Annotated in this window: 13 protein-coding genes; 7 read left to right on the top strand and 6 right to left on the bottom strand. The window is 59.3% G+C overall.

Features of this window, described 5'->3' with window-relative positions:
- Positions 1-189 precede the first annotated feature (189 nt).
- The 3 genes from M0H32_RS08075 (at position 190) to M0H32_RS08065 (ending at position 5,406) form a co-directional block, all read left to right on the top strand.
- Positions 190-1,197 (top strand): FecR domain-containing protein, encoded by a 1,008-nt coding sequence (locus M0H32_RS08075; RefSeq protein WP_248153065.1) that lies wholly within the window; start codon positions 190-192, stop codon positions 1,195-1,197.
- Between the two features lie 344 nt (positions 1,198-1,541).
- Positions 1,542-2,564, top strand: coding sequence for a FecR domain-containing protein (locus tag M0H32_RS08070; protein WP_248153064.1), 1,023 nt, complete (start codon positions 1,542-1,544; stop codon positions 2,562-2,564).
- Between the two features lie 76 nt (positions 2,565-2,640).
- Entirely contained in the window at positions 2,641-5,406 is a 2,766-nt protein-coding gene (locus M0H32_RS08065) for an EAL domain-containing protein (RefSeq protein ID WP_248153063.1), read from the top strand.
- On the opposite strand, the gene M0H32_RS08060 is transcribed toward M0H32_RS08065, so the two are convergent.
- The 6 genes from M0H32_RS08060 to M0H32_RS08035 form a co-directional block, all read right to left on the bottom strand.
- The gene (locus tag M0H32_RS08060; protein WP_248153062.1) at positions 5,403-6,860 is read right to left on the bottom strand and encodes an NAD-dependent succinate-semialdehyde dehydrogenase; all 1,458 of its coding nucleotides are present in this window, start codon (positions 6,858-6,860) and stop codon (positions 5,403-5,405) included. The two genes, M0H32_RS08065 and M0H32_RS08060, sit on opposite strands and share 4 nt — an antisense overlap.
- A gap of 192 nt (positions 6,861-7,052) precedes the next feature.
- Entirely contained in the window at positions 7,053-7,406 is a 354-nt protein-coding gene (locus tag M0H32_RS08055; protein WP_248153061.1) for a helix-turn-helix domain-containing protein, read from the bottom strand.
- A gap of 226 nt (positions 7,407-7,632) precedes the next feature.
- Complete coding sequence (locus M0H32_RS08050) at positions 7,633-11,979, bottom strand: translocation/assembly module TamB domain-containing protein (protein ID WP_248153060.1); 4,347 nt, start codon at positions 11,977-11,979, stop codon at positions 7,633-7,635.
- Positions 11,980-11,984: 5 nt separating this feature from the next.
- On the bottom strand, positions 11,985-13,832 hold the full coding sequence (locus tag M0H32_RS08045) for an autotransporter assembly complex protein TamA (protein ID WP_345779323.1): 1,848 nt from the start codon (positions 13,830-13,832) through the stop codon (positions 11,985-11,987).
- Positions 13,833-14,286: 454 nt separating this feature from the next.
- On the bottom strand, positions 14,287-15,198 hold the full coding sequence (folD, locus tag M0H32_RS08040) for a bifunctional methylenetetrahydrofolate dehydrogenase/methenyltetrahydrofolate cyclohydrolase FolD (RefSeq protein WP_248153059.1): 912 nt from the start codon (positions 15,196-15,198) through the stop codon (positions 14,287-14,289).
- Positions 15,199-15,324: 126 nt separating this feature from the next.
- A complete protein-coding gene (locus tag M0H32_RS08035; RefSeq protein WP_248153058.1) occupies positions 15,325-16,509 on the bottom strand; it encodes an AGE family epimerase/isomerase in 1,185 nt (394 codons plus the stop codon).
- A 237-nt stretch (positions 16,510-16,746) separates the two neighbouring features.
- On the opposite strand from M0H32_RS08035, the gene M0H32_RS08030 reads away from it, so the two are divergent.
- The 4 genes from M0H32_RS08030 to M0H32_RS08015 all read left to right on the top strand — a co-directional run bounded on the left by M0H32_RS08030 (position 16,747) and on the right by M0H32_RS08015 (position 22,345).
- Positions 16,747-17,877, top strand: coding sequence for an SLBB domain-containing protein (locus M0H32_RS08030; RefSeq protein WP_248153057.1), 1,131 nt, complete (start codon positions 16,747-16,749; stop codon positions 17,875-17,877).
- 76 nt (positions 17,878-17,953) lie between these two features.
- Positions 17,954-19,303: a capsule biosynthesis protein gene (locus M0H32_RS08025; protein ID WP_248153056.1), complete on the top strand. Its 1,350-nt coding sequence runs from the start codon at positions 17,954-17,956 to the stop codon at positions 19,301-19,303.
- Positions 19,304-19,421: 118 nt separating this feature from the next.
- Positions 19,422-20,609 (top strand): capsule biosynthesis protein, encoded by a 1,188-nt coding sequence (locus M0H32_RS08020; RefSeq protein ID WP_248153055.1) that lies wholly within the window; start codon positions 19,422-19,424, stop codon positions 20,607-20,609.
- Positions 20,606-22,345, top strand: a complete 1,740-nt coding sequence (locus tag M0H32_RS08015) for a capsular polysaccharide export protein, LipB/KpsS family (protein ID WP_248153054.1) — start codon at positions 20,606-20,608, stop codon at positions 22,343-22,345. The genes M0H32_RS08020 and M0H32_RS08015 overlap by 4 nt, the downstream gene beginning before the upstream one ends.
- Positions 22,346-22,359: the final 14 nt, after the last annotated feature.

Below are 22,359 nucleotides of genomic sequence, written 5' to 3'. Positions count from 1 at the left end.
TCAGTTTCAATCCGGGCAATATTTCCAGTTTTTCTTCAATTCCCGTTAATTGCCCTTACGTAGGTTTTTCATTCGAATTGGCCAGGGGGGCTGCGAGTGACAAGCGAGACAAAATCTCATCATAAGATGTGCGTGCCGGCAGTGGCCGGGTGCGCGTTTGTCTTGCCGGACGTTGAGCGTGCTTTCCGCGTGGCTGTTGCAACCTTCCTGACCGCATTTTTCTTGTGTTGTCTTTCAATCGACGCCCGGTCGCAGAGCCAGGAAGACGCGGATGCGCCTTGGCATTGGCAGGTTGAGCGCGTCAGCGGGCGTGTCCAGGTGGAGACGCGCGAAGGAGAGCGCTTTACCGCCAAAAGAGGCATGATTGTCCGGCGGGGCTGGAAGGTCAAAACGGGGAGTGGCCGTATTGTCATCAGCCGCGGCGAAGAAAAATTCGTGGTTTCGCGAGGTGCGATCGTCACCCTGGAGCCCAAGGGCATCCTCATCAAGCGCATGACCGTCTACCAGGACCGCGGGCAAATCGATGTCGACGTGACACGCAGATGGTACCGGCATTTCAGGGTGGAAACGCCTTTCCTGGCGGCCGTGGTCAAGGGAACGAATTTCAGAAGCCGGGTGACCCAAAACACCGCGACGATCAATGTTGGGCACGGGGTGGTCGGCGTGCATGATTTTGCCTCCGGGCAACAGGCCAATATCGGAGCCGGCCAGTCAGCCTTTACCAATCCGGCGCGGCGTGTCGGGCTCAGCGTCAGAGGGCGGACACGGCCTCAAATCACCCAGGGGCGCAAGCGCGCACCCGCCTTCGCAACGCGGATTGTCAGAAATGTTCCGGCAACGCCTGCTGAAGCTCGTAAGGCAAACGCCGCGCAGTCCAACAGCAATGGCAACTCCAACGGCAATGGCAACGGGAATTCCAATAGCAACAGCAACGGGAATTCCAACGGCAATGGCAACGGGAATTCCAATGGCAACAGCAACGGGAATTCCAACGGCAACAGCAACGGGAATTCCAACGGCAATGGCAACGGGAATTCCAATGGCAACAGCAACGGGAATTCCAACGGCAACAGCAATGGGAACTCCAACGGCAACAGCAATGGGAATTCCAACGGCAACAGCAATGGGAATTCCAACGGCAACAGCAATGGAAACTCCAACGGCAACGGCAACGGAAATGGCAAGTCTGGCAGATAGATAGATCTGCCGATCCGCTGACGATTTCCGGTTAGAACCTCCGACTGTTCGACACGGGCCTGGCCCTAAAGTGTTTCGCTTCTTCCGAGAAGATCCGTTGCACCCGGACCGTGCTGGAAATTTGATTTTACAGCTCTGTCAGTGTTGGAGGTCAGACTGTCAGATTAGGTAAGGAAAGTCAGGTTCATTACAGCAGAATAATGGACAAATGTACCAAGTTTAAGCGTCTGTATCAGGTCATTTTCACTTTGGGTTAAGTGGTCTGGTGTTATCTGACGTCTAGGGAAACTCAAACAGGTCACATGGCTATGTATGATGTAAAAGGCCGGCTTCTTGAATTGTGCATGCCATTTGAGGCCCTTGGCTCCCTATGTAGACGTGCAGTCCTCCTCTCACAGAGCTGCTTTTTTGCCATTTTCGTAATAGTGGCCGCGTCGGGGGGCGTTCAGGCAAATTCGCAGGCCTGGCAGGTCAAGCGCGTGTCCGGTATTGCCTATTTTGTTGCGACGGGCGTCGATGCCTTCCGTGTCAAACGCGGAATGGTTCTTGAAAAAGGCTACACGATCGGAACACGTGCCGGCGCGCGCGTTTTGCTGGCGCGCGGAAGTGAGACCATTTCCGTTGGCCCAAACACGACGTTCGCCTTGTCTCAATACCGTAGCAATGGCTCGAACACGACGCTGTTGCAGCGCAAGGGCACGATTGAAGTCGATGTCCAGAAACGTCAAAGACCGCATTTCACCGTCGAAACTCCATTTTTTGCAGCTGTTGTCAAAGGCACCAAGTTCCAGGTGAGCGTGCGCGGCAAAAGCGCGGACGTGTCCGTTCAACGGGGTGTCGTCGGCGTATCGGATTTCGCCTCCGGTGACAGGGTCGACCTTCGCGCCGGCCAAAGTGCTTCAAGTGCGCCGGGCCGCCAGGTGGGCCTGACAGTGGGCGGTCGAACCCGGCCGGTTGTTCAACCCGGTGCGAAACGAGCGCCTGTGTTCGAAACGCCGGCCGTGGACAACGTGCCGACGAATGCCGCCAATTCTACCAATCGCAGCGGCCTGTTCGGCAACAGCAATGGAAATGGCAACGGCAACAGCAACGGGAATTCCAACGGTAACAGCAACGGGAATTCCAACGGTAACAGCAACGGGAATTCCAACGGTAACAGCAACGGCAATTCCAATGGCAACAGCAACGGGAATTCCAATGGCAACGGCAACGGGAACTCCAATGGCAACAGCAATGGCAATTCCAACGGCAACAGCAACGGGAATTCCAACGGCAACAGCAACGGGAATTCCAATGGCAACAGCAACGGCAATTCCAATGGCAACGGCAATGGCAATGGCAATTCCAACGGTAACGGCCGAAAGTGATATGATGTAAAATCCGTTGCTCGGTGAAGGGGAAACACCGACGACAGGGAACAAAGAAAGGCAGTGGGCTGAGGGTGTGAGAATCTGGCGGGCGGCTCTCAATAAGCGTGTCATCAACGCAGCTTTGATCGCAACCGTTGTGGTTGTGGCCGTTGTCCTTTTGCGCCTTGCCGGAGCGACAAACGCTCTGGACAGGGCTCTTTGGGAGACCCGCTTTCTCGCCGGCGAACGTCCTGTTTCCGGCGAAATTGTTGTCGTCGACATTGACGCAAAGAGTCTCGAAAAACTTGGCGTGTGGCCGCTGCCGAGGCGTTTGTTCGCCGAGCTGACCGACACGCTTGTCAAGGATGGCGCCAGGGACATCGTCTTCGATGTTGATTTCAGCGCAGCTTCAAATCCTGAAGACGACGCCATGCTTGCGGCGGCCTTTGAGCGGGCCGGGAATGTCAGTCTTGCCGTGTTTCGCCAGTCAGCATCCATGTCTCCGGAGGCAGGAGAAGTCACCAACAAGCCTCTGGATCAGTTTCTCGAAACCGCGTGGCCTGTGGTGGTCATGGTGCCAATGGAGCGCGACAGCCGCATCTGGCGCAACCTTTACGGCTTTGAGATAGACGGGTCTGCGGAGCTTTCCGCAGCTGCTTTTCTTGGCGACTACACCGGACATACCGAGGGGGCTTTTTGGCTGGACTACAGCATCGCCATCGACAAGCTTGAACGTGTCTCGCTGGTGGATGTGCTGGAGGGCAACGCGGCCCAAGGCCAATTTCTGGACAAGAAAGTCGTTGTCGGGGCGAGTGCGCAGGAGCTTCGGGATCTGTTTCCGGTGCCGGTCTATAGCGTGCTTCCCGGCAGTGTCATCCAGGCGCTCGGCGGCGAAACCCTGCTGCAGGGCCGCGCTCTTGAAAAGCAAGGCGAGGCGATTGTCATGGGCATCGCCTTTCTCGTATTTTTCCTGCTTCTTTTAACCAAAATCGAGGGCTGGGCGGTCAAGATTGTCGTGCTCTCTTTGACGGCGCTTTCCATTGAAATTGTCGCCTATGTAATTCTGACCTCGTCACCGGTGCTGGTTTCGACGGCAAGTGCCCATTTTATACTGATCATTGCCGCGGCCAGCGTGGTCTTGCGCGAGCTTGGCTTCCATAAGCTCCTGTCTCATCTGGCGACCATCAAGCGGCGCAACAGCGAGCGCATGCTCGGGCTTGTCTTCGACGACAGTTTCGACGCCATCGTCGTGATCCAGGATGACGGCAAGATCTCGGCGGCGAGCCAGATGGCCCGCACGCTTTTCCAGTCAGAGTCACTCCTGGGCAAGTCGGCGCGCGATGTGCTGCCACTGGAGCTGGTTGAGGAAGCTCTGTCGGTGCTGGCCGATCATACCGGTAACAAGCCGGTGGCGAAGATCCTGTCGCTGTCACGCCAGAACGGCGCGCGCCGCTACATCGAATATGTTGTGACCCGGTCCGAACGGTCGGTTGCACAGTCCGGCAGCACCAAAAAGGTTGCCACGCAATCCGTCGCCTGTCTCACCTGCCGGGATGTGACGGAAGAACGCGAGGCGGCCGAGCGTCTTGCCTACCTGGCCCGCTACGACATCGGTACCGGCCTATACAATCGCAACGGGTTCGAGGAGAAACTGGACAGCGCGACCCGGACCGCGCGCGGTTCCGGCCGCAAGGTCGGCGTCGTTCAGGTGGCGATCATCAATCTCGATCAGATCATTGCCTCACTTGGCTTTTCCTATGGCGATCAGGTGCGCAAATCCATTGCAACCCGTTTGAAAAGCCATCTGGCCCACAAAGCGGATTGGGCGGCGCTATCTCCTGAGGTCTTTGCCGGCGTCTTTCAGTGCGACCGGGACCAGGATGCCGAGATGATCGAGTCTTTAAAGGAGGTTGTCGGCGAGGACTACAAGATTGAGGGTGCGCGGATTTCGGTTCAGTTGAAATTCGGCTTCATTGTCTCGGACGGACAGATGTCACCGGAAAATCTCCTGAAGAAATCCGGCAACGCGCTGGCGAAGGTCCGCCGGGATCGACAGGTCCAGACGCTGGCCTTCAAGCCGGAGATGGACGTGGCGCTGGAACGCAGGCGCACTCTTGAAACGGAACTCTTCAAGGCCATCGTCCGGGACGAGCTGCATATGGTGTATCAGCCGCTCGTCAAGCTCGCGGACCAGTCCATTTTCGGCGTGGAAGCACTGTTGCGCTGGGATCATCGCGAACTTGGCCCGATTTCGCCGGCTGAGTTCGTGCCGATTGCGGAAGAGAACGGTTATATCGTCGAACTGGGGGCCTGGGCCCTGAACAGGGGGATGAAGGAAGCGCTGTCCTGGTCAAGTCCGCTCAGGCTGTCGGTGAATATTTCCGCCATCCAGCTCAGCAGGGGTAATCTGATTGCAACCGTGCAAGAAGCGCTTCACCGGACCAGCTTCCCGGCTGAGCGCCTGGATCTGGAGATCACGGAATCGCTTTTCATCGACGACAGTCTCGACCTTGAGTTCCATATGCGGGAGTTGAAGTCGATCGGCTGCAGTTTCTCGCTCGATGATTTCGGCACCGGCTATTCGTCCCTCGGCTATATCCCGAAATACCCGTTCTCCAAGATCAAGCTCGACAGGTCCTTTGTGCGTCAGTCGATCTCCAATGAGCAGGACATTGCTGTCATCGAAGCCGTTATGCATCTGGCGAAGGGCTATCGCATGGCGGTGGTCGTCGAGGGCATAGAAAACCCCGACCAGGCAAGCAAGCTCAAGGAACTTGGCTGCCAGCTCGGTCAGGGATTCCTGTTCGGGCGTCCGATGAGCGCGGTTAATCTGTCCACGCTGTTGTCGAATGCGGCCTAGACTCCAAGGCCGCCAATGCAGCTGTATTTGACGTTCAGATAGTCGTCGAGGCCGTATTTCGAGCCTTCATTGCCCATGCCGCTGTCCTTGACACCGCCAAACGGGGCAACCTCGGTGGTGATGACGCCTTCGTTCACGCCGACCAGACCGTATTGCAGCTGTTCCATGACGCGGAAGGTTCGGCCGAGGTCCTGAGAATAGAAATAGCAGGCCAGTCCGTATTCCGTGTCATTGGCCAGCTGAATGACTTCTTCTTCTGTGTCGAATTTGAACAGGGCGGCCAACGGGCCGAAGGTCTCTTCATGGGCGACCTTCATGTCGGCGGTGGCGCCGGTGATCAGGGTCGGCTCAAAGAATGAACCCGGGTTGTTCGGGCGGTTGCCGCCACTGACCAGTTTGCCGCCCTTGTCGAGCGCATCGCGCACGTGGTCTGCGACCTTTTCGACTGCTGCATCGTTGATCAGCGGGCCCTGAGTGACACCGGCGTCCAGGCCGTTGCCCACCTTCAACTGGGCGGCCATGGCGGCTTTCAGCTTGTCGGCAAAGGCGTCATATACGCCGGCCTGAACATACAGCCGGTTGGCGCAGACGCAGGTCTGGCCTGAGTTGCGGAACTTGCTGGCGATGGCTCCGTCCACGGCACGGTCAAGATCGGCGTCGTCGAAGACGATGAAGGGGGCGTTGCCGCCGAGTTCCATCGAGATCTTCTTCATGTTCTTGCCAGCATTGGATGCGAGCAGTTTGCCGACACGGGTCGAGCCGGTGAAAGTCAGTTTGCGCAGCACCGGGTTTTCGCACATTTCTTCGCCGATCGCCGGTGCATCGCCGGTGACGATGTTGATGACGCCCGCCGGCAATCCGGCTTTTTCGGCCATCACGCCGTAGATCAGCGCCGAATAGGGCGTGAATTCGGCGGGTTTCATCACCATGGTGCAGCCGGAGGCAAGTGCGGCACCGAGCTTGCGCGCAATCATGGAATTGGGGAAGTTCCACGGCGTGATCGACCCGACGACACCGACCGGCTCCTTGGTCACCAGGATGCGGCGGTCCGCCCAGGGAGACGGGATCGTGTCGCCATAGATGCGTTTGCCTTCCTCGGCGAAGAAGCGGATGTATTTGACGCCAAGCGCGATCTCGCCCTTGGCTTCGGCGAGCGGCTTGCCCATTTCCGTGGTGAGCAGAACTGCCAGGTCGTCCAGCTCCGCCATGATCACATCGCACAGCTTGTGCATGTGGGTCGCGCGGGCTTCGGCGGTCAGAGCTTTCCAGGCAGGAAAAGCCGCCTCCGCCGCCGCGATCGCCCGAGCCGTTTCAGGGCGGCCGCAATAGGGAATGGTTCCAATGGTCTCGCCGGTTGCCGGATTGGCGACGCCAATCGTCTGGCCGCTATCGGCATCGCACCAGGTGCCGCCGATAAAAACCTGTTCTTTCAACAACGAAGCATTCAATGACATGGAATTTCCCGATCCGATTGGCTTGGAAGCAGATAGATCCGACAGTGATAGGGGCGGGACAAAGGCTATGGCAAGCGCTTTCGTCAAAAAGCGCCGGGACCTGGCTTGATCCCGAGCGGCGGTGTTCCGCCCGGCGGGCAGCTGTCCGCGCAGTCCTGAACGATCGGATGAGAGGCTGCAAACCCGGCGGGATCAAACCCCGTCCAGGCGCTCCTGCAGAACCGCTATTTCGTCGGCAAGGGCCTGTGCCTGCCGGTGTATCCGCTCCAGCGCCATGCGCATACTGTCCAGGTCGGATACAACCGGCGTATCGGTCGCCGGTGGTGTGCCGCGGCCGACCAGAAGCCAGGTTGGGCTGACATTCAGAACACCGGCCAGCAGAACCAGCTTGTTGGAGCGGGGCTCCGAACGGTCGCTTTCCCAGCTTTGCAGGGTCGCAGTCTTGATGCCGAGCCGGCGCGCAAGTTGCGCCGTCGAAAGACCGGAGGCATCCCGCGCCTTGCAGATCCGTTCACCCAAGGTGTAGTCGCTGCTGCTCGTGGACATGATCGCGCTCCCGTCGTTTCCGGCTGACTCCGCCGCCAGATAAACGGTCTGCTCCGAATGGGACGGAGTGTTTCTTTTGAATGTTTGGCTCATGGCGCGCACCCTCGCACGTCTCCCGTGTGCGTCGCAACCGCCGGACGGCAATTTGTCGCAATCGCGGCCGGGAAGGGCGGCTCCGCGCGCAGGGCCTGTCAAAAATGCCGGGAGCCGTTCGTGAAGAGCGCCGTCAATATTCCCGTTCGAAGAAGATACCAGCTTTTGACTCTCCGTCGGCACCGACTTCACCACGCACCTTCAAGCCGCGATTGAGGTCGATGTCGACCTTGACGCGGCTTGAACCGCTGCCTGTGCCCTGTTCGACCCCGACATAGATGTTATCATTGATGTATTTGCCGACCGCGACCGACGGCCCGTTGTCGCCGTCAGTGTTGATGTCGATGGCATCAAGGCCAAGCGATTTGCGGATCTGTGCCAGCGGACCGTTGTCGCTGCCGCCCGTCAGGGTGGCGATGGCTGCCGCCAGGCGCGCGATCTGGGTCGGAGACAGATTGCCGACGCTCTTGCCAAACAGCAGCAAGGCCAGGACTTCGTCCTGTGGCAGTTCAGGGGACGAGGAGAACGCGATTTGCGGATCGTCTGCTTCCCCGCTGACTGTAACCGTGATGGTCGTGTCGCTGACCGCGGTTGAGGCGGCAAAATCAAGCACGGGCGTCATGGAGCCTTCAAAGGTGGCATTACCGCGCGAAAACACCAAGCGCCGTGTCAGAATATCAAGCTGGCCGCGCTTGAGGCTGAAGGCTCCGATGGCCTGTGGGGATGCGGTTGTACCGACGATCTTCAAATTCCCCTGCAGCTCCGCATCCAGGCCGCGTCCACGGATGAAGATCCGTCCCGGCGCAGACAGCAGGATGTCCAGCCGGGGTGGAACGGATTTCTGCTGCGCTTGGCCGGTTTGTGGTTCACCGCCCAGGTCCGCGACTTGCTGGCGGATCGCCTTGGAGGCGTTGACGTGCCGGACCTCCACGGGCGGGATTGCACCCGGAAGGGATTCTGGAATGGAGACATCCGCCTTGTTGATCGTAACCGTTCCGCCGATCAGTGCGGAGGCGCTGTTGGATGCTAACGGACCGGATACCTTGAGATCCGCGTCGACCTCCGCCGTCACAAGTCCCGGATCGATATAGCGGCCCTTGTTCAGCTTCAGCGACAAGTCAGCAGGAAACCCATTGTTCATACCGACGGTTCCGCCGGCTGAGAGCGAGCCGCCAGTGGCGAGGTCGCCCGTGATGCCGTTCAGCGATGCCTGATCCTGGCTGACCGCGGCGGTTCCGCGGATATTCTGGACCGTGAGCCCGGTCGAAAGGCTGGTCACTTTCAGGCCTGTCGGGGTCGCTGTGATCTGGTAGCTCGGAGCGCTGACAGTGCCACCGACGGAACCGGAGAGCGAGATGGTGCCTTCGGCTCGAATTCCTGCCTCCAGAAGCGGCCGCCTCAGCGCTTCGGTCGGAATGGTGCCGTTGAGGGTCAGGGCGAGCTTGTTGGGCGCCTGGAGGCCGACGGAGCCGCTGGCTGCGAGGTTCAAGCCGTTCGGGTCGGTGAGTTTGGTTTCCTGGGTGATCTGATTGTTCTTCAGGCTGCCGGAAGTGGACAGGCCAAGGGCAGCCAGTCCGTTGTTGCGCAATTCCGCCGCCGTCAGTCCTGCGCCTGTGATCGACCAGCTTGCTTCCGGCGCAGACGCGCTGCCCGTCGCCGCAACTTGTCCGCTGAGGGTTCCGCCGAGTCCCAGCGACGGCACGAAGGCATTGGCAAGGTTCAGAGGAACGGCGTTCAGATCGGCCTTCAGATCAAGCGTGTCGCCCGCCTTTCCGGAGAGGGCCAGGGAACCGTCGCCCAGTTGCAGTTCCAGCGGCTGGATCGTTGCCGTTCCGCCTGCGTAACGGATACTGGTCGGTTGTTTCAGTCTGCTGGCGAGGCCCTGGTAGCGCATGCCGAGTTCCGACAGAGCAAGCAGGTAAGTCTGGCTTTCCGGTTCGCTGACATGGGCCTTCAGGGTGAGGCCGTCCTTGCCGTCGCTTTCGAGAGCCACGGTCGCTGCAATCGCGGTACCGCCATCGTCAGGGCGGGCCTGAAGGCTCACGCTTTTGACCGGAGTTGCATCGGTCAGGAGATCGGACACCTCGATGTCGGCGGACACGGTTTCCGGGGCATAGGGCGCGGCCAGGTCGGCTTTCAGGGTCAGGCTGCCGATGCTGAGAGACGGCACATCGATTTTGCTGCCGTTTATGTCGAGCGCGAGCTTCTTTGTGTCCGGGTCGGCAGTCACTGTTCCGGACACGCGGCCACTGATCTCCGTCAGGAGGAGCGGCGAGAGGGACGCAAGATCCGGCGCGTCGATATCAAGATGGCCCTTGAGGGTCTCCACAGGCCGGTTGAGATCGGTCAGCGCAAGGGTGCCGGTCACAGTGTTTCCGGCCAGTTTGACGGAGAGTGGGCTGACCTCTGCACCGCCGTCCTTGCTGGTCAATTCCACATCGACAGAGATGGCTTGGCCATTGAGCTCCGCGGAGGTCTTGATTTTTGCCGTGGGGGCCGAGGCATCAGCGACGGCGTCCGCCGAAAATTCAAGATTGTCGAGCGGGGTTCCACTCAACAGGATCTTTTTCGAAGTGGCATCAGCCTTCACTTGCAGCGCCTTGAGCGGACCTGAGGTGTTGGCTTCCAATTCGAGGCTACCGGCGAGCTGCGGGTCGACCTTGGCGAGATCGGCAAGCGTTGCCGTGACTGTGGATGTCAGTTCGTCCTGGCTGTAACGGGCACCGCCCGTTACCGCAAGCTGGTCATTGGCAATCGCCAGGCTTTTGACGCTGATATCGGTGCTGCCGTTCAGATCGAGCGCGACATCCGTGCGGGTTTCGCCCGCCAGGAGAGCATCCGCCTGGATTATCCCCGTGGTCAGGTTCCGGCTGACCAGCGAGGCGGTCGCCGATCCGGTCAGGCGCGCCGGTTCGATGTCCGCGCTGAACTGCCCTGAGACGTTGCCGCCAAGATCGCGCCCGGCCAGACCCGACAGTTTCGACAGATCTTTCAGGGACAAGCGGCCCTGACCGTTCACGCGGTTGGCCGACAGCTCGGTATCGGTGAGCGTTGCGGCAAACACCGTTGAGGTCAGTGCAAGGTCCTTGACCGTGGCTGTCTGAGCCCTGCCATCTACACTTCCGTTTCCTGTGACGCTCAGCGGACCACTCAGGGGCTCCGTTTCCGGGGTCAGGCCTTCAAATTCCCTTACATCAAGCATCAACGAAAAGGGCGACGTCAGAGTGTCTGCACTCAGATCCGCCTTATTGCCAGAGGCCGCGAGGCGGATCGCCTGCGAGCGCAGCTCGGTTGTCTGAAAGGACGCCAGGTCGAGATTTACGGACCAGTCCGCTGCCGCCTGGGCCCCCGACACTGTGATCTTGCTGTCGAGCGGTCCGAACGCGATGCGCCGTTCGCCGATGTCAAGCGCTATCAGGGCGCCGTCACCGGCGCTGACCTTCAGATCTGCGTCAACGTCCACCTTGCCGTTGTCGAGTTCTGCACCGGCCAAAAGGCCGACGGTACTGGTCTTGACGCTGACATTGGCAGACAGCGGTGCAAATTCGGGCGAGAAACGCGCCGTGCCGGAAGCATTGGTCGTGCCGAGCACAAAGGCCTGGGCGGCCGGAGGCGCAAGCGGGGCCAGATCGCCATCCAGGTCAAAGGTCAGGTGCCGTTCCGAAGCGGTTTCGCGGATGGCGGCTGACCCGGTCACGGTGCTGCGGCCGTCAAGTGCGATGTCGAGCTTGGCGGCCCAGTCGGTCAGCGGTCCGCTCCCGGTGAGGGTAACATCGAGGGCCGGCAGGTCGGGAACGTCCAGCAGCCGCGCGGCAAGACCGCCACGGGGTTCTGAAACGTTGACGTCGAACAGCAGCGTTTCGGCGGCCGGTTCGAATTGCGCCTTGGCGACAAGTCCGGCTTCGACACCGTCAATTCGGTGGACATCAACGTCCGCGGTGATGAGGGCGGGGTCGAGCGCAAAGGAGCCGGAACCTGAGGCTGTCAGGGATACAGGTGCACCGAGCAGGCCGTCGCCAAGATTGATCTCGGAAAGCGACAGCTTGGCAAGCGTGATGTTGAAAGGCAGGGACAGCCCACCGGAACCGGTGTCTTCGCTCGTTGTTTCTGCTGTGCTGTCTTGCGGTGCCTCAGGCGGGCGGTGCAGATCGATCTGACCGGCAGTGAGCGCCGCGATGTCGATGTCTCCTGACAAAAGCGCGAGCGGATGCCAATCGACATCGATCCTGGACGCGGACAGCCAGGTGCCGCTCTGGTCCGCAATGGCCACATTGTCGACAGTCGCGTTCAGAGCGAAACTGAGATAGAGGCCGTCGATCGTGATCTTCTGGTCCGGTGTGGAGGCAAGCGAGCTGATGACGCTGGAAACAAACGTGCGCCCGGCAGGCACCTGCAGGGCACCGATGACAAGAACCGGTACGGCAACCGCGACAAGAAGCAGGAATCCGAAGATCCGCAAGGACAGATTGATGAAACGCATGTGCGTTAAAACGCCTGGCTCAAACCGACATAGAGGGCAAAATCCGGATCATCCTGTTCCGGATCCAGCGGAATGGCCGCATCGACTCGCAGCGGCCCTATAGGAGTAAAGTAGCGCAGGCCGGCGCCGACGCCCACCTTCAGTTCCTCGGAAAAATCGGGAACGCTGTCTTCATAGGCATTGCCGGCATCGACAAAGCCCACGATACCAATGGTGTCGGTCACCTTCACGCGGACCTCTCCGGACAGTTCTATCAGCGACCGGCCGCCAGCCACTTCGCCATTCACGCGTGGGCCGACATTGCGATAGGCGTAGCCGCGGATGGAGCCACCGCCACCGGCAATGAGACGGCGGCTCGCCGGGACGGATTCCACGGAGGGAGCAAGAATGGATCCTGCGGAGACCCGTCCCGCCAGGATGAAGCGTTTTGCCTCATCGAGAGCGTAGTAGCTGGACACCGTGCCCTTGACGAAGCCCATGGCGTTGGAATTGAGGGCGTCATAGGCCGGTTCGGCGTAAAGGGCGGCGAAAATGCCTTTCGACGGATTGAGCTTGTCGTCCCGGTTGTCGAAAGTCAGGTCGGTCGGCAGGCCGACGAGCAGGTAGTTTTCGTTGCCAAAGACGTCTTCCTCGTTGGCATAATAGACTTCCGCACCGGCGCGGCCCTTGAGCTGTTCGGAGAATTCCCGGTTCAGATAAGCGTCAAAGGTGACCGACCGGCTCTTATAGGCATCCGGGTTTTCCTGCTTTGCTCCAAGGCTGGTGGAGAAGCTGGTCAATGGGCCGAACACGCCGGGTTTTTCAAATGCGATCCTCGCGGAATACTCCTGGTCGGCGATGCTCTTGTCGCCGATGCGTCCGACCGAACCTTCGACCGACAGCAGTTCACCGCGTCCGAACAGGTTCCGCCGGCGCCAATAGGCCTCGACGCCAAAACCCTCGGTGCTGGACCAGGAGGCACCGGCACCGACCACGTGACGCTTGCGCTCGCTGACTTCAATCAGAATCGGCAGGGAGCCGTCCGGACCCGCAATGTCACCCTCCACAAAGCGGATGGACGAAAAAATACCCAGTTCGTTTAGCCGCTTGCGCGCGCGGGCGAGGTCCTCCGGCGAATAGATGCCGCCTTGGGGCAGCATGGCCTGCTGCACCACGAAGTCCGGGTCGGTCACTTCGGTGCCGCTGACGGAGACCCGGCCGAAGCGGGCCTGCGGGCCCGTATCGGAGATCAGCGTCACATCAAGGGTGTTGCTGGCGTGGTCCGCTGTAATCCGGCGTTCCGCGATCCTCGCCTTTGGATAACCCCGGCCGCGCAGCACGCTGACGAGCTGCCTTTCGGCAGAAAGGATCTTGCCGGACGCAGCGGTTTCGCCGCTGGTCAGTCCCCAAAAGGTTGGATCGGTCGACAGATCACTGCCGCGGGTGTCCACTGCGACTTTGCCGAATGTGAACACCGGCCCCGGCGAAACCAGGATTGCAACCTTGACCGGACGTCCGTCCGGAAGATCGCTCTGCTCCAGGGCCGTTTCCAGCGGGAGGCCGGCCAGAGAGACGTCAACGGTGCCGCCATAGCGGCCGTCGGCATAAAGCTGCGCAATCAGCCGCTCGCGATCCGACAAGGCCCTGGCGATCAGCCCAGCTTCGCCGGAAGGCGGCTTGTCCTGTTGCTGGATGAGAAGAGACGCGGATTTCAGCTGGTCCGTCAGCTCTTCAGACCCGCTGGAGACGCTCAGTTCGGCCTCATAGGGCGTCGGGTCCGGAACGGCTTCGGCCTGTTCCTGGGACGCTTCAAAAAACTTCCAGCCGAAAATCTCAAAGGCATGGCCCGGGAGAGACGCCGTTGCGAGCAGCAAGCTTGTCAGTCCGGGAAGGGCCGATTTGCGGGCACACCAAAAGGCGCCAGCACCAATACGGTCAGCCAGCGAAGGAAGCGCGTTGCGCATGCCGGCCCTGTGGCCGGACTTGCAGGACGGTAGACCCTTCACTCACTGCCGCCTGACGGATTGGCAGGGCCGATTGATCACAGAGCATTCTGTCAAATTCCGGCCCACTGCTTATGCAGCCCCTACGTTACCAAGCCTAAGGTGCCATGGTTAAAACAATCCGAACACGATAGACCATGCCCCTGAAGGAAGCGCAAGGGTGAAGGTGTACCGCGGCTGTTGCGTCGGTACGGGTTTTTACGCAGCTGTGACGTTTCTGCAAGCATAGGGAAAATGCTGGGAAATCCGGCCGCGCGCCCAAGAGGGGCGTGGCCAGAAGAGACGTGGCCAGAAGAGACGTGGCCAGAAGAGACGTGGCGGCGCCTTAGAACAGCGGTTCTTCGTCTGGCAGACCCAATAGGCGCCGCGCGGCGGTCAGGGTGTTGACCATCAGCATGGCGATCGTCATCGGGCCGACGCCACCCGGGACCGGTGTGATGGCTCCGGCATGATCGACCGCCTCGTTAAAGGCGACGTCACCGACAAGGCGGTTCTTGCCTTCGCCGAGCTCCGGTGCGGGGATGCGGTTGATGCCGACGTCGATCACCGTGGCGCCGGGCTTGATCCAGTCACCCTTGATCATTTCGGGACGGCCGACGGCAGCAACGACAATGTCGGCGGCACGGACAACGTCCGGCAGGTCGCGTGTGCGGCTATGCGCAATCGTGACGGTGCAGCTTTCCTGCAGCAGCAAGCTTGCCATCGGCTTGCCGACAATGTTGGACCGGCCAATGACGACGGCATTCTTGCCGGACAGGGTATCGCCCAGTGTCCGCTTCAGGAGCACGAGACTGCCGGCGGGGGTGCAGGGGACAAGGGCACTGTCGCGTTCGCCTGCGGTCAGCAGGCCGACATTGACCGGATGAAACCCGTCGACATCCTTTTCCGGGCGGATCAGCCTCAGAACCTTGCTTTCATCGATATGGCCGGGCAGGGGCAACTGCACCAGGATGCCGTGGATTTCCGGATCGTTGTTCAGCTGCTCGACAAGCGCAAGAACGTCGGCTTCGCTGGTTTCGGCGCCAAGGGTGTGCTTGACCGAATGGAAGCCGCAGGCCTCCGCTGCCCGGTCCTTGTTGCGCACATAAACCTGGCTCGCCGGGTCTTCACCGACAAGGACAACCGCAAGGCCGGGGCGTTTGCCGCTGGTCTCGAGCAATTTGGCTGCCCGGTTGGTGATCTCCTGGCGGACGGATTCCGCTATGGCTTTGCCGTCGATGATTTGAGCCTGGGGCATTCGGCCTCCTTCGCCGTCTTGCGTCGTCGCTGTTAATCCGGGCTCAAGCTATAAAGAGCTGGCGGCAAATGAAAAAGGCCGTTTGCGTCGTTTCGTGCTCTGGTTTCGCCATCCCGGCAAGGACAGCTAAATCGATCTCGCAAAGGCGTCCAGTTCGGATATGGCGCAGACGATGTGATAAAGTGAGCTGGCGGGGGACGCTTCTTCAACGAATGTGCCGTCGGCAGTCATCTTGTCGCGCCAAAGACCAGCGGGTACATCTTCAAAATAGGTTTGCAGCGCACGCACGGCATCCGGGATGTCGGCAAGATAGGCGTCCCGTTCGGGGCCGCTCGACAGGCGTGCGAGCGCCACAGCCGCCTTGATCCATTCTGTTTGCGCCCACAGGCGCGCGAGCGGGTCGCGTACAGTGAAGTCGTCGTTCAGGGCCATGAACGCAACACCGCGGCTTTCGTCGATGCCGTAGGTCCAGCCAATGTCGTAAAGGCGCCGCGCCGCGATGAGCGCACCGGCATCGCCGCGCGCCTGACCCCATTTGACCAGCAGCCAGGCCCACTCGAATTGATGCCCGGGTTCCACGGTCCTGCCTGTATCATCCGGGCTAGGGGACCAGTCCATCGCAAAGAACTCACGCAGCCCGCCGGAGACAGGGTCTATGAAGCGCGTCAAGGCGAGTTCCGCGATCTCGTCGGACAGATCCCGCCACGCCGGGTCATCGGAAACGCTTTCCCAGGCAAGGCAGGCTTCGAACAAGTGCATATGCGGATTTGATCGCAAGGGAAGGCGATCTGGATTGTCCTCCCGAAAACCGGTCTCGGGGTGACGATATTTTTCGAGCAGGAGTTTGAGAAGGTTGGAAGCAAGTTCGGTGGCACCGGCGCTGCGCGCGGGAAGAGCCGCCGCGACCTGCGCAAATCCGAACAGGGAAAAGGCCTGGTTGTAGAGATCGAATGTGGGGTCGCAGATGTTGTTGCTGCTATCGACTGCTGCTGCAAAATGTCCTGCTTCAGAAAGGAATGTTGCCGCATACCAGTCATGGAGCGTGGTCACGATGTCTTCCGCCGGTCCGGTCCAGCCAAGTTTCGCACCTTCCAAAAAGGAATAAATCTGTCTTGCGACAACGCGCGCCCTGCATGGAGATGCGGTTCCCGTCAGCGTGGCCAATTCAATCGCCTCGTGACACGTGCCTCGCTCGGAATCGATACCTTTTTCCGACCAGACGGGAAGCGCGCTATCAACGAGCCAGCCTGTTAAATCTAACGATAAACTTTTAACTGTATGAACAGTGCTGGTATGAAGTGAAGCGGTCATGAAAAGGGTCGGAGCTCCTGGGGTTGCCAACGGTTCGCTTCGTCGATTTTATGTGTCGCGGACGCCTGCCAGAAGACGATAAATCGGAAATTAATCAATTGACTAGGAAAAACTGGTCTACTGTTACAGCAAAGTCACAGCTGGGATGTTTCTCCGGGGGATAGCGCGTATGCATCTTGGACATGACCGCGATTGGGTGCTACCAGACTGGCAGCAATAAGGGTGGAACGGGTACTAATGCGGATTTTGTTAGTTTTGGTGGCTGCGGCGGGCTTGTTCGGATGCGCCGCATTGCCTGGCGATGGGCCGGCAGCCATCAACATTACCACTCAGGATGTTGAAGACAGCGCTCAATCAGGAGATTACACGGTCGTTACGATCGATCCTGGGAATATTGATGCGATCAGAAGCTACAGACCTATGGCATTCGCCAACCAGTTTCGTGGTGTCGGTCGCGGAGGCTCGCCAACCCTTCTTGGTGTCGGTGACACCCTGACCGTTTCCATCTGGGAAGCTTCTCCCGATGGCCTTTTTTCAAGTGGAGACAGCGGTTCTAGCCAAATCCCTTCGGTTGTTGACGAGCACGGGTACATTTTCGTCCCCTATGCGGGGCGTGTGCGCGCTGCCGGTCTTTCGATCGAAGGCTTGAGACAGTCTGTTCAGAAGAAACTTATTGGCAAGGCTGTTGAGCCGCAGGTTCTCATTTCCCTACGTGACAAGCTCAGTTCAACTGCTGTTGTTGTTGGCGATGTCGCCAAACCCGGTGTTTATCCGCTGCCACTACGCGATACCCGGTTGCTCGATCTTGTTGCTCAGGCTGGTGGCGCGCGGGAGGCGACTTACGAAACTGTTGTTACGCTCAAGCGCGGAAACCGGGCAGGTACGACGCGCCTGGAAGATCTGATCGACTATCCGGAAAACAACGTCCTGATTTCTCCCAACGACAATATTCTGTTGTCACACCGGCCACGTACATTCTCTGCCTTTGGCGCTGTCAAAGCGAACCAGCTGGTGCCTTTCAGGACCAAAAGCGTTACGATGGCGGAGGCGTTGGCAACCGTCGGCGGCTTGAGGGATGAGCGCGCGGACGCCAATGGTGTGTTCCTGTTCCGTTACGAAGATGCGGAACTTGTGCGTCGTTTGAAGCCGGAGCTTGCAGAAAAGCTTGCTGGGGCAGAGACCGTACCGCTTGTATACAAGCTCGGTTTGCGTGACCCGAAGGGTTTCTTCATGTCTCAGCATTTCGAGATGCGGGACAAGGACATTCTTTATGTGTCCAACCATCCGACTGCGGAACTCGGCAAATTCCTGCAGATTATCGCTCCGCTCATCAGCAACTACTCGACTGTGCAGCGCATTACCGATTAAGTGTTGTTGATTGGAACGGAGCGCACTACGGCCCCTAAAGGTCGCCGTGGGCAGGCCTGTGGATTGGCAAATAAGTATGGGTTCAGTCGACTCCTTGGTGGCGCTTTTTTTGCAGGGCCCGCCTGGCAAGTTTGCGCGCACGATCGCGGACAGCCTTGAAGCGGTTGGCGCGAAGACTTGTCGTGTCAATCTGTGCGCGGGAGACTGGTTGAACTGGCATGACAATCGCTGTACGTCGTATGGAGGCAGCCTGCGGGACTGGCCGAACTGGCTCCGATCCTTTTGCCGTGAAAACAACGTCACGCATATCATCTATTATGCCGACCGCGTGCCTTACCATGTTGCAGCAGCGGAAATTGGGGCAGAACTCGGTCTCACATGCCTTGCCTATGAAAACGGTTATTTGAGGCCAGACTGGATCACGCTGGAACATTACGGCATGTCCGCCCATTCCCGTTTCCCGGCAGATCCAGACCTGATCCGCCGGCTGGGGGCAGATCTTCCTGAAATCGATCGCACGCCGCTGTATCGATATCCGTTTATCAATGAGGCACTGAACGAGGTGTCCTGGAACATGGCCAATGTGATTTTTCCGTTGGCCTTTCCGGGATACGTGCGGGACAAGCTCTATCACCCGCTAATCGACTATCTGAGCAACATCCCGCGATTTTCTTTGGCAAGACGCCGAAATCGGCACGCTAAGCACGTGATTGACGATATTATCTCCACAAATCTGCCCTATTACGTGTTTCCTCTACAGTTGCAGAGCGACTACCAGCTGCGTTTCAATTCCCAATATGACCACATTGCCGAAGCCGCCGAGGAAGTCATCGTGTCTTTTGCGGCACATGCCCCCAGCGCCGCGCGTCTGGTTTTCAAAATCCATCCGCTCGACAATGGCATGGAACCGTGGGCTAAAATTCTCAGAACACTTGCCAAAAAACATCGCGTGAAAAAACGTGTTCTTCTGGTGGATGGCGGTGACCTCAATCAGTTGCTGACCCACGCGGCAGGATCTCTGACGATCAACAGCACAACTGGGCTTCATGCATTGCGTGTGGGATGCCCGACAAAGGTCTTGGGCATCGCCACGTATGATATTCCCGGATTGACCTGTCAGAAGGACCTGGACGCATTTTGGCGAAATGGGACGGCGCCGGACACTCATTTGCTCGACTGCCTCGAACGCCTGTTGGCTGCCGCCATTCAAGTCAAGGGATGCTTCTATACGAAGGAAGGCCGTGAAGCCGCGGCGACCCTCATGGCGGAGCGTATCGTGAACGACACGGTCAACCAGCCTCAAGCTCTTTGCGAGCCCCCCCCGCGACTGGCAATAGCGAAATCGCGCGGCATTGCCACGAATTTTGCGGAACAACTGCGAAAACGCGGCAAGACCGAGCGGTGGACTCATGCCTGGGACGGGTAAGGCACAGGCTCAATCACCGTTGAGCCTCACCTCCGGCCGTCGCGTGTTGTTTTTGCAAGGACCGTTGTCGCCGTTGTTCAAGATGATCGGCGCCCGTCTGCGTGAACGTGGATTTCCGGTGAGCCGCATCAATTTTTGTGCCGGGGACTGGATACACTGGCACGGCGACGGGTGCAGCAGTTTCAAAGGAACGCCCGGGGACTGGCCGGCCTTTATCAGTGACTACCTGACAAGCAACCACATCACCGATCTTGTCCTGCACGGGGATCAAAGGCTCTATCACCGCATTGCGATTGAAAAGGCCCGGAAGCTGGGTATTTACATTGCCGTGACTGAACTCGGTGCCTTGCGACCAGGCTGGATGACCCTGGAGCGCGACGGCCTGTCGACCCTTAGTCATTTTCCGAACGACCCCGACGCAATTCGCAAAATCGCGGATCGGGCGGGCGCAATAGATTTGAGCCCCCGGTTCCCGTCATCCTTCTGGCTGCAAACGGGACCGGACGTCCTCTACAATCTGGCAAATGTGTTTTTGAAGCCGCTTTACCCGCACTATCAGCGCCATACGATCTATCCACCGGTCGAGGAATATCTTCGCGGTGCGGCGCGGCTCCTGCGTCAGGGAATTCGCGATAGAAAGGCGAGGGAGGTTGTCGCGAAGGTGCAGGCGGTAGGGAGGCCGTATTTCGTTCTCCCGATACAGCTGGAAGGCGATTTCCAGCTCCGCCGTCATTCGCCTTATGACAGTTTCACTGACGTGCTGGAAACCGTCTTTCGCTCCTTCGCCAGGGCAGCTCCATACGAGGCCCAACTGCTCTTGAAGAGCCACCCGCTCGATGTCGGCTTCGAGACCTGGCCTCAGGTCGCGGCAGAACTTGCGAACGCGCATGGCTTGGGCGAGCGGGTCCACTATCTGGACGGCGGCGGCCTGGCGAAGCCGTTCGAGAAAGCGTCAGGCATAGCGACACTCAACTCCACGGCCGGTCTCGAAGCGCTGCAGGCCGGTCTTCCGGTCAAGACACTGGTGCCGGCGCATTTTGATATTGCCGGATTAACCCATCAGGGGACGCTGGACACATTCTGGTCGAAACCTGAGTTGCCGGATGCCGGTCTTCTGGCGGCCTATGTCACTGCGCTCGCGGCAACGACCCAGGTCAGAGGCTCGATTCACAACAGGGACGGTGTTGCGGTGGCCGCTGAAAACATGGCCGAGAAGATCGCGGCCCGTGCCCTCAATCCGCTCGGTGCTTATGTCGATCCGCCGCCGAGACTGGAAAAAGCGCGCGAGCTTGGGGTGCCGCTATGACGGAAAGAACCAGGTCATGGCGCAGGGACATCCGTTTCGCCGATCCGTCGCTGAAGCCGCTTCGGAAGCGTCTGGCTGCAGCACTGACAAACGGTGCGCTCCAACCGCCGCCTGACGGCCGTCCCTACGTCGCAGTTGGCGAGGGGGCATTTTTCGGGCCCGGAAAAGCCTGGATGCGGGCCGGCGCGACACCTCTTCTGGTACTTGATGGACCGACGCCGCAAAACGCACGACGAATGCCGCCAAGCCTGATCTTGCTGCCGGTCGAACAAGACCAGCAAGACCAGCAACCTTCAGAAGAACTTGTGGGCAGGTCGCTCCTTCGTTCTTTTCGGCAATCGCCGAACAGAGACACTGTCGATTTTTCCGGACTGTGGCAGCTAAGCAATTTTTCTGCGCAGGCGTCCGGCGAAAGCGCACCGCTCGGCTGCTCCGGGCGTTGCCTCGAGCAGCTGTTGAGCGGAAAGGATGATGCGCAGTCGAAACACCCTTTCTGGTCCACCCTGTCGACGATCTGCGCGGTGGAAGGGATTCCACTCGAACCACTGCTCGATCATGTGCTGACTTACCGGACCGTCTGGTATTCGCCTTACACCGGCGCGTCCATCTCTGCCGAGGCCGCCGCTGAGATTTGCCGATTGATGTTCACCCACTGGCAGGAAAACGCGCAACCGGCCCATTGTTACGGCGCGCAGTACTGGAACCACCCGTCCATCCGGGCAACCTTCTCCGGGAAAGGAGGGGAAGCCACCTTTCCCGAAACCCAGGAAGAAGCGATTGCCGCCGCCAAGGCGACTGGGGGGCGCATCCTGTCCTGGGCCGGCCGTACCGATGCGGCTTTTGAAGCCGACTGCGCGCGCGAGGGCCTGTCTCTGGTGCGGATAGAGGACGGGTTCCTGCGTTCCGTGGGGCTCGGCGCTGGACTCGCCCGTGGCGCAATGCTCGCCGCAGACGACTTGGGCATCTACTATGATCCGTCCCGGCCCAGCCGGCTTGAGGTCTTGTTGCGGGACCATGATCTGACACCGGATGAGATCGAACGTGGGCACACGCTGATTGAGCTCATTCGCAAAGCCAAGGTGTCTAAATACAATTTCGGATCGGCCCGCAGTTTCGAATTTCCAGCAAGAAAAACAAAGATACTCGTCCCCGGACAGGTCGCCGATGACGCCGCCATCCGGAAATCGCGCTCGGCAACAATCGACTGCGCAAACACGCCCAATGTAAATCTCGATCTTTTGCAACTTGCACGTGACCGCAATCCAGATGCCTTTCTGGTGTTTAAGCCGCATCCGGATGTTGAAACCGGATTGCGCAAAGGCAAGCTTTCCCGGCAGGAAGCGTTGGCATTCGCGGATGACTTCGCCGAAGACGCCAACATCATCGATCTCCTGGAAGCGGTGGATGCGGTGGAAACCTTCTCATCCCTTTCAGGGTTCGAGGCATTGTTGCGCGGAAAGAAAGTGTCGGTGCACGGCGCCCCGTTTTACGCCGGCTGGGGGCTGTGCGAGGATCTGACACATCTGGAGGGCAGGGGACGGCAGCGCAGTCTGGCCGAACTGGTTTTTCTGTCACTTGTGATTTATGCACGCACTATCGATCCGGTCACACTTCTGCCGTGCTCACCGGAGTTTCTGGTGTCGCGACTGGCCGAACAAAGGGCCGATCGCAGGCACCTGTTGATCACCGCCGTCAAGCGGCATGCTTCCTGGTTTGGCCGGAAGATCGGACTGTAACGAGTAGAAGGACG

It is taken from the genome of Roseibium sediminicola (assembly GCF_023156505.1).
Taxonomy (GTDB): domain Bacteria; phylum Pseudomonadota; class Alphaproteobacteria; order Rhizobiales; family Stappiaceae; genus Roseibium; species Roseibium sediminicola.
Note: the sequence above shows the minus strand (reverse complement) of the source record. Positions and strands in the feature narration are given on the sequence as shown.

Bases quoted from the DNA above. Each gene is read 5' to 3' on its own strand.
- M0H32_RS08070 (WP_248153064.1), top strand. From the start codon at position 1,542: ATGCCATTTGAGGCCCTTGGCTCCCTATGTAGACGTGCAGTCCTCCTC.
- M0H32_RS08060 (WP_248153062.1), bottom strand. From the start codon at position 6,860: ATGTCATTGAATGCTTCGTTGTTGAAAGAACAGGTTTTTATCGGCGGC.
- M0H32_RS08055 (WP_248153061.1), bottom strand. From the start codon at position 7,406: ATGTCCACGAGCAGCAGCGACTACACCTTGGGTGAACGGATCTGCAAG.
- M0H32_RS08050 (WP_248153060.1), bottom strand. From the start codon at position 11,979: ATGCGTTTCATCAATCTGTCCTTGCGGATCTTCGGATTCCTGCTTCTT.
- folD (WP_248153059.1), bottom strand. From the start codon at position 15,198: ATGCCCCAGGCTCAAATCATCGACGGCAAAGCCATAGCGGAATCCGTC.
- M0H32_RS08035 (WP_248153058.1), bottom strand. From the start codon at position 16,509: ATGACCGCTTCACTTCATACCAGCACTGTTCATACAGTTAAAAGTTTA.
- M0H32_RS08030 (WP_248153057.1), top strand. From the start codon at position 16,747: ATGCGGATTTTGTTAGTTTTGGTGGCTGCGGCGGGCTTGTTCGGATGC.
- M0H32_RS08025 (WP_248153056.1), top strand. From the start codon at position 17,954: ATGGGTTCAGTCGACTCCTTGGTGGCGCTTTTTTTGCAGGGCCCGCCT.
- M0H32_RS08015 (WP_248153054.1), top strand. From the start codon at position 20,606: ATGACGGAAAGAACCAGGTCATGGCGCAGGGACATCCGTTTCGCCGAT.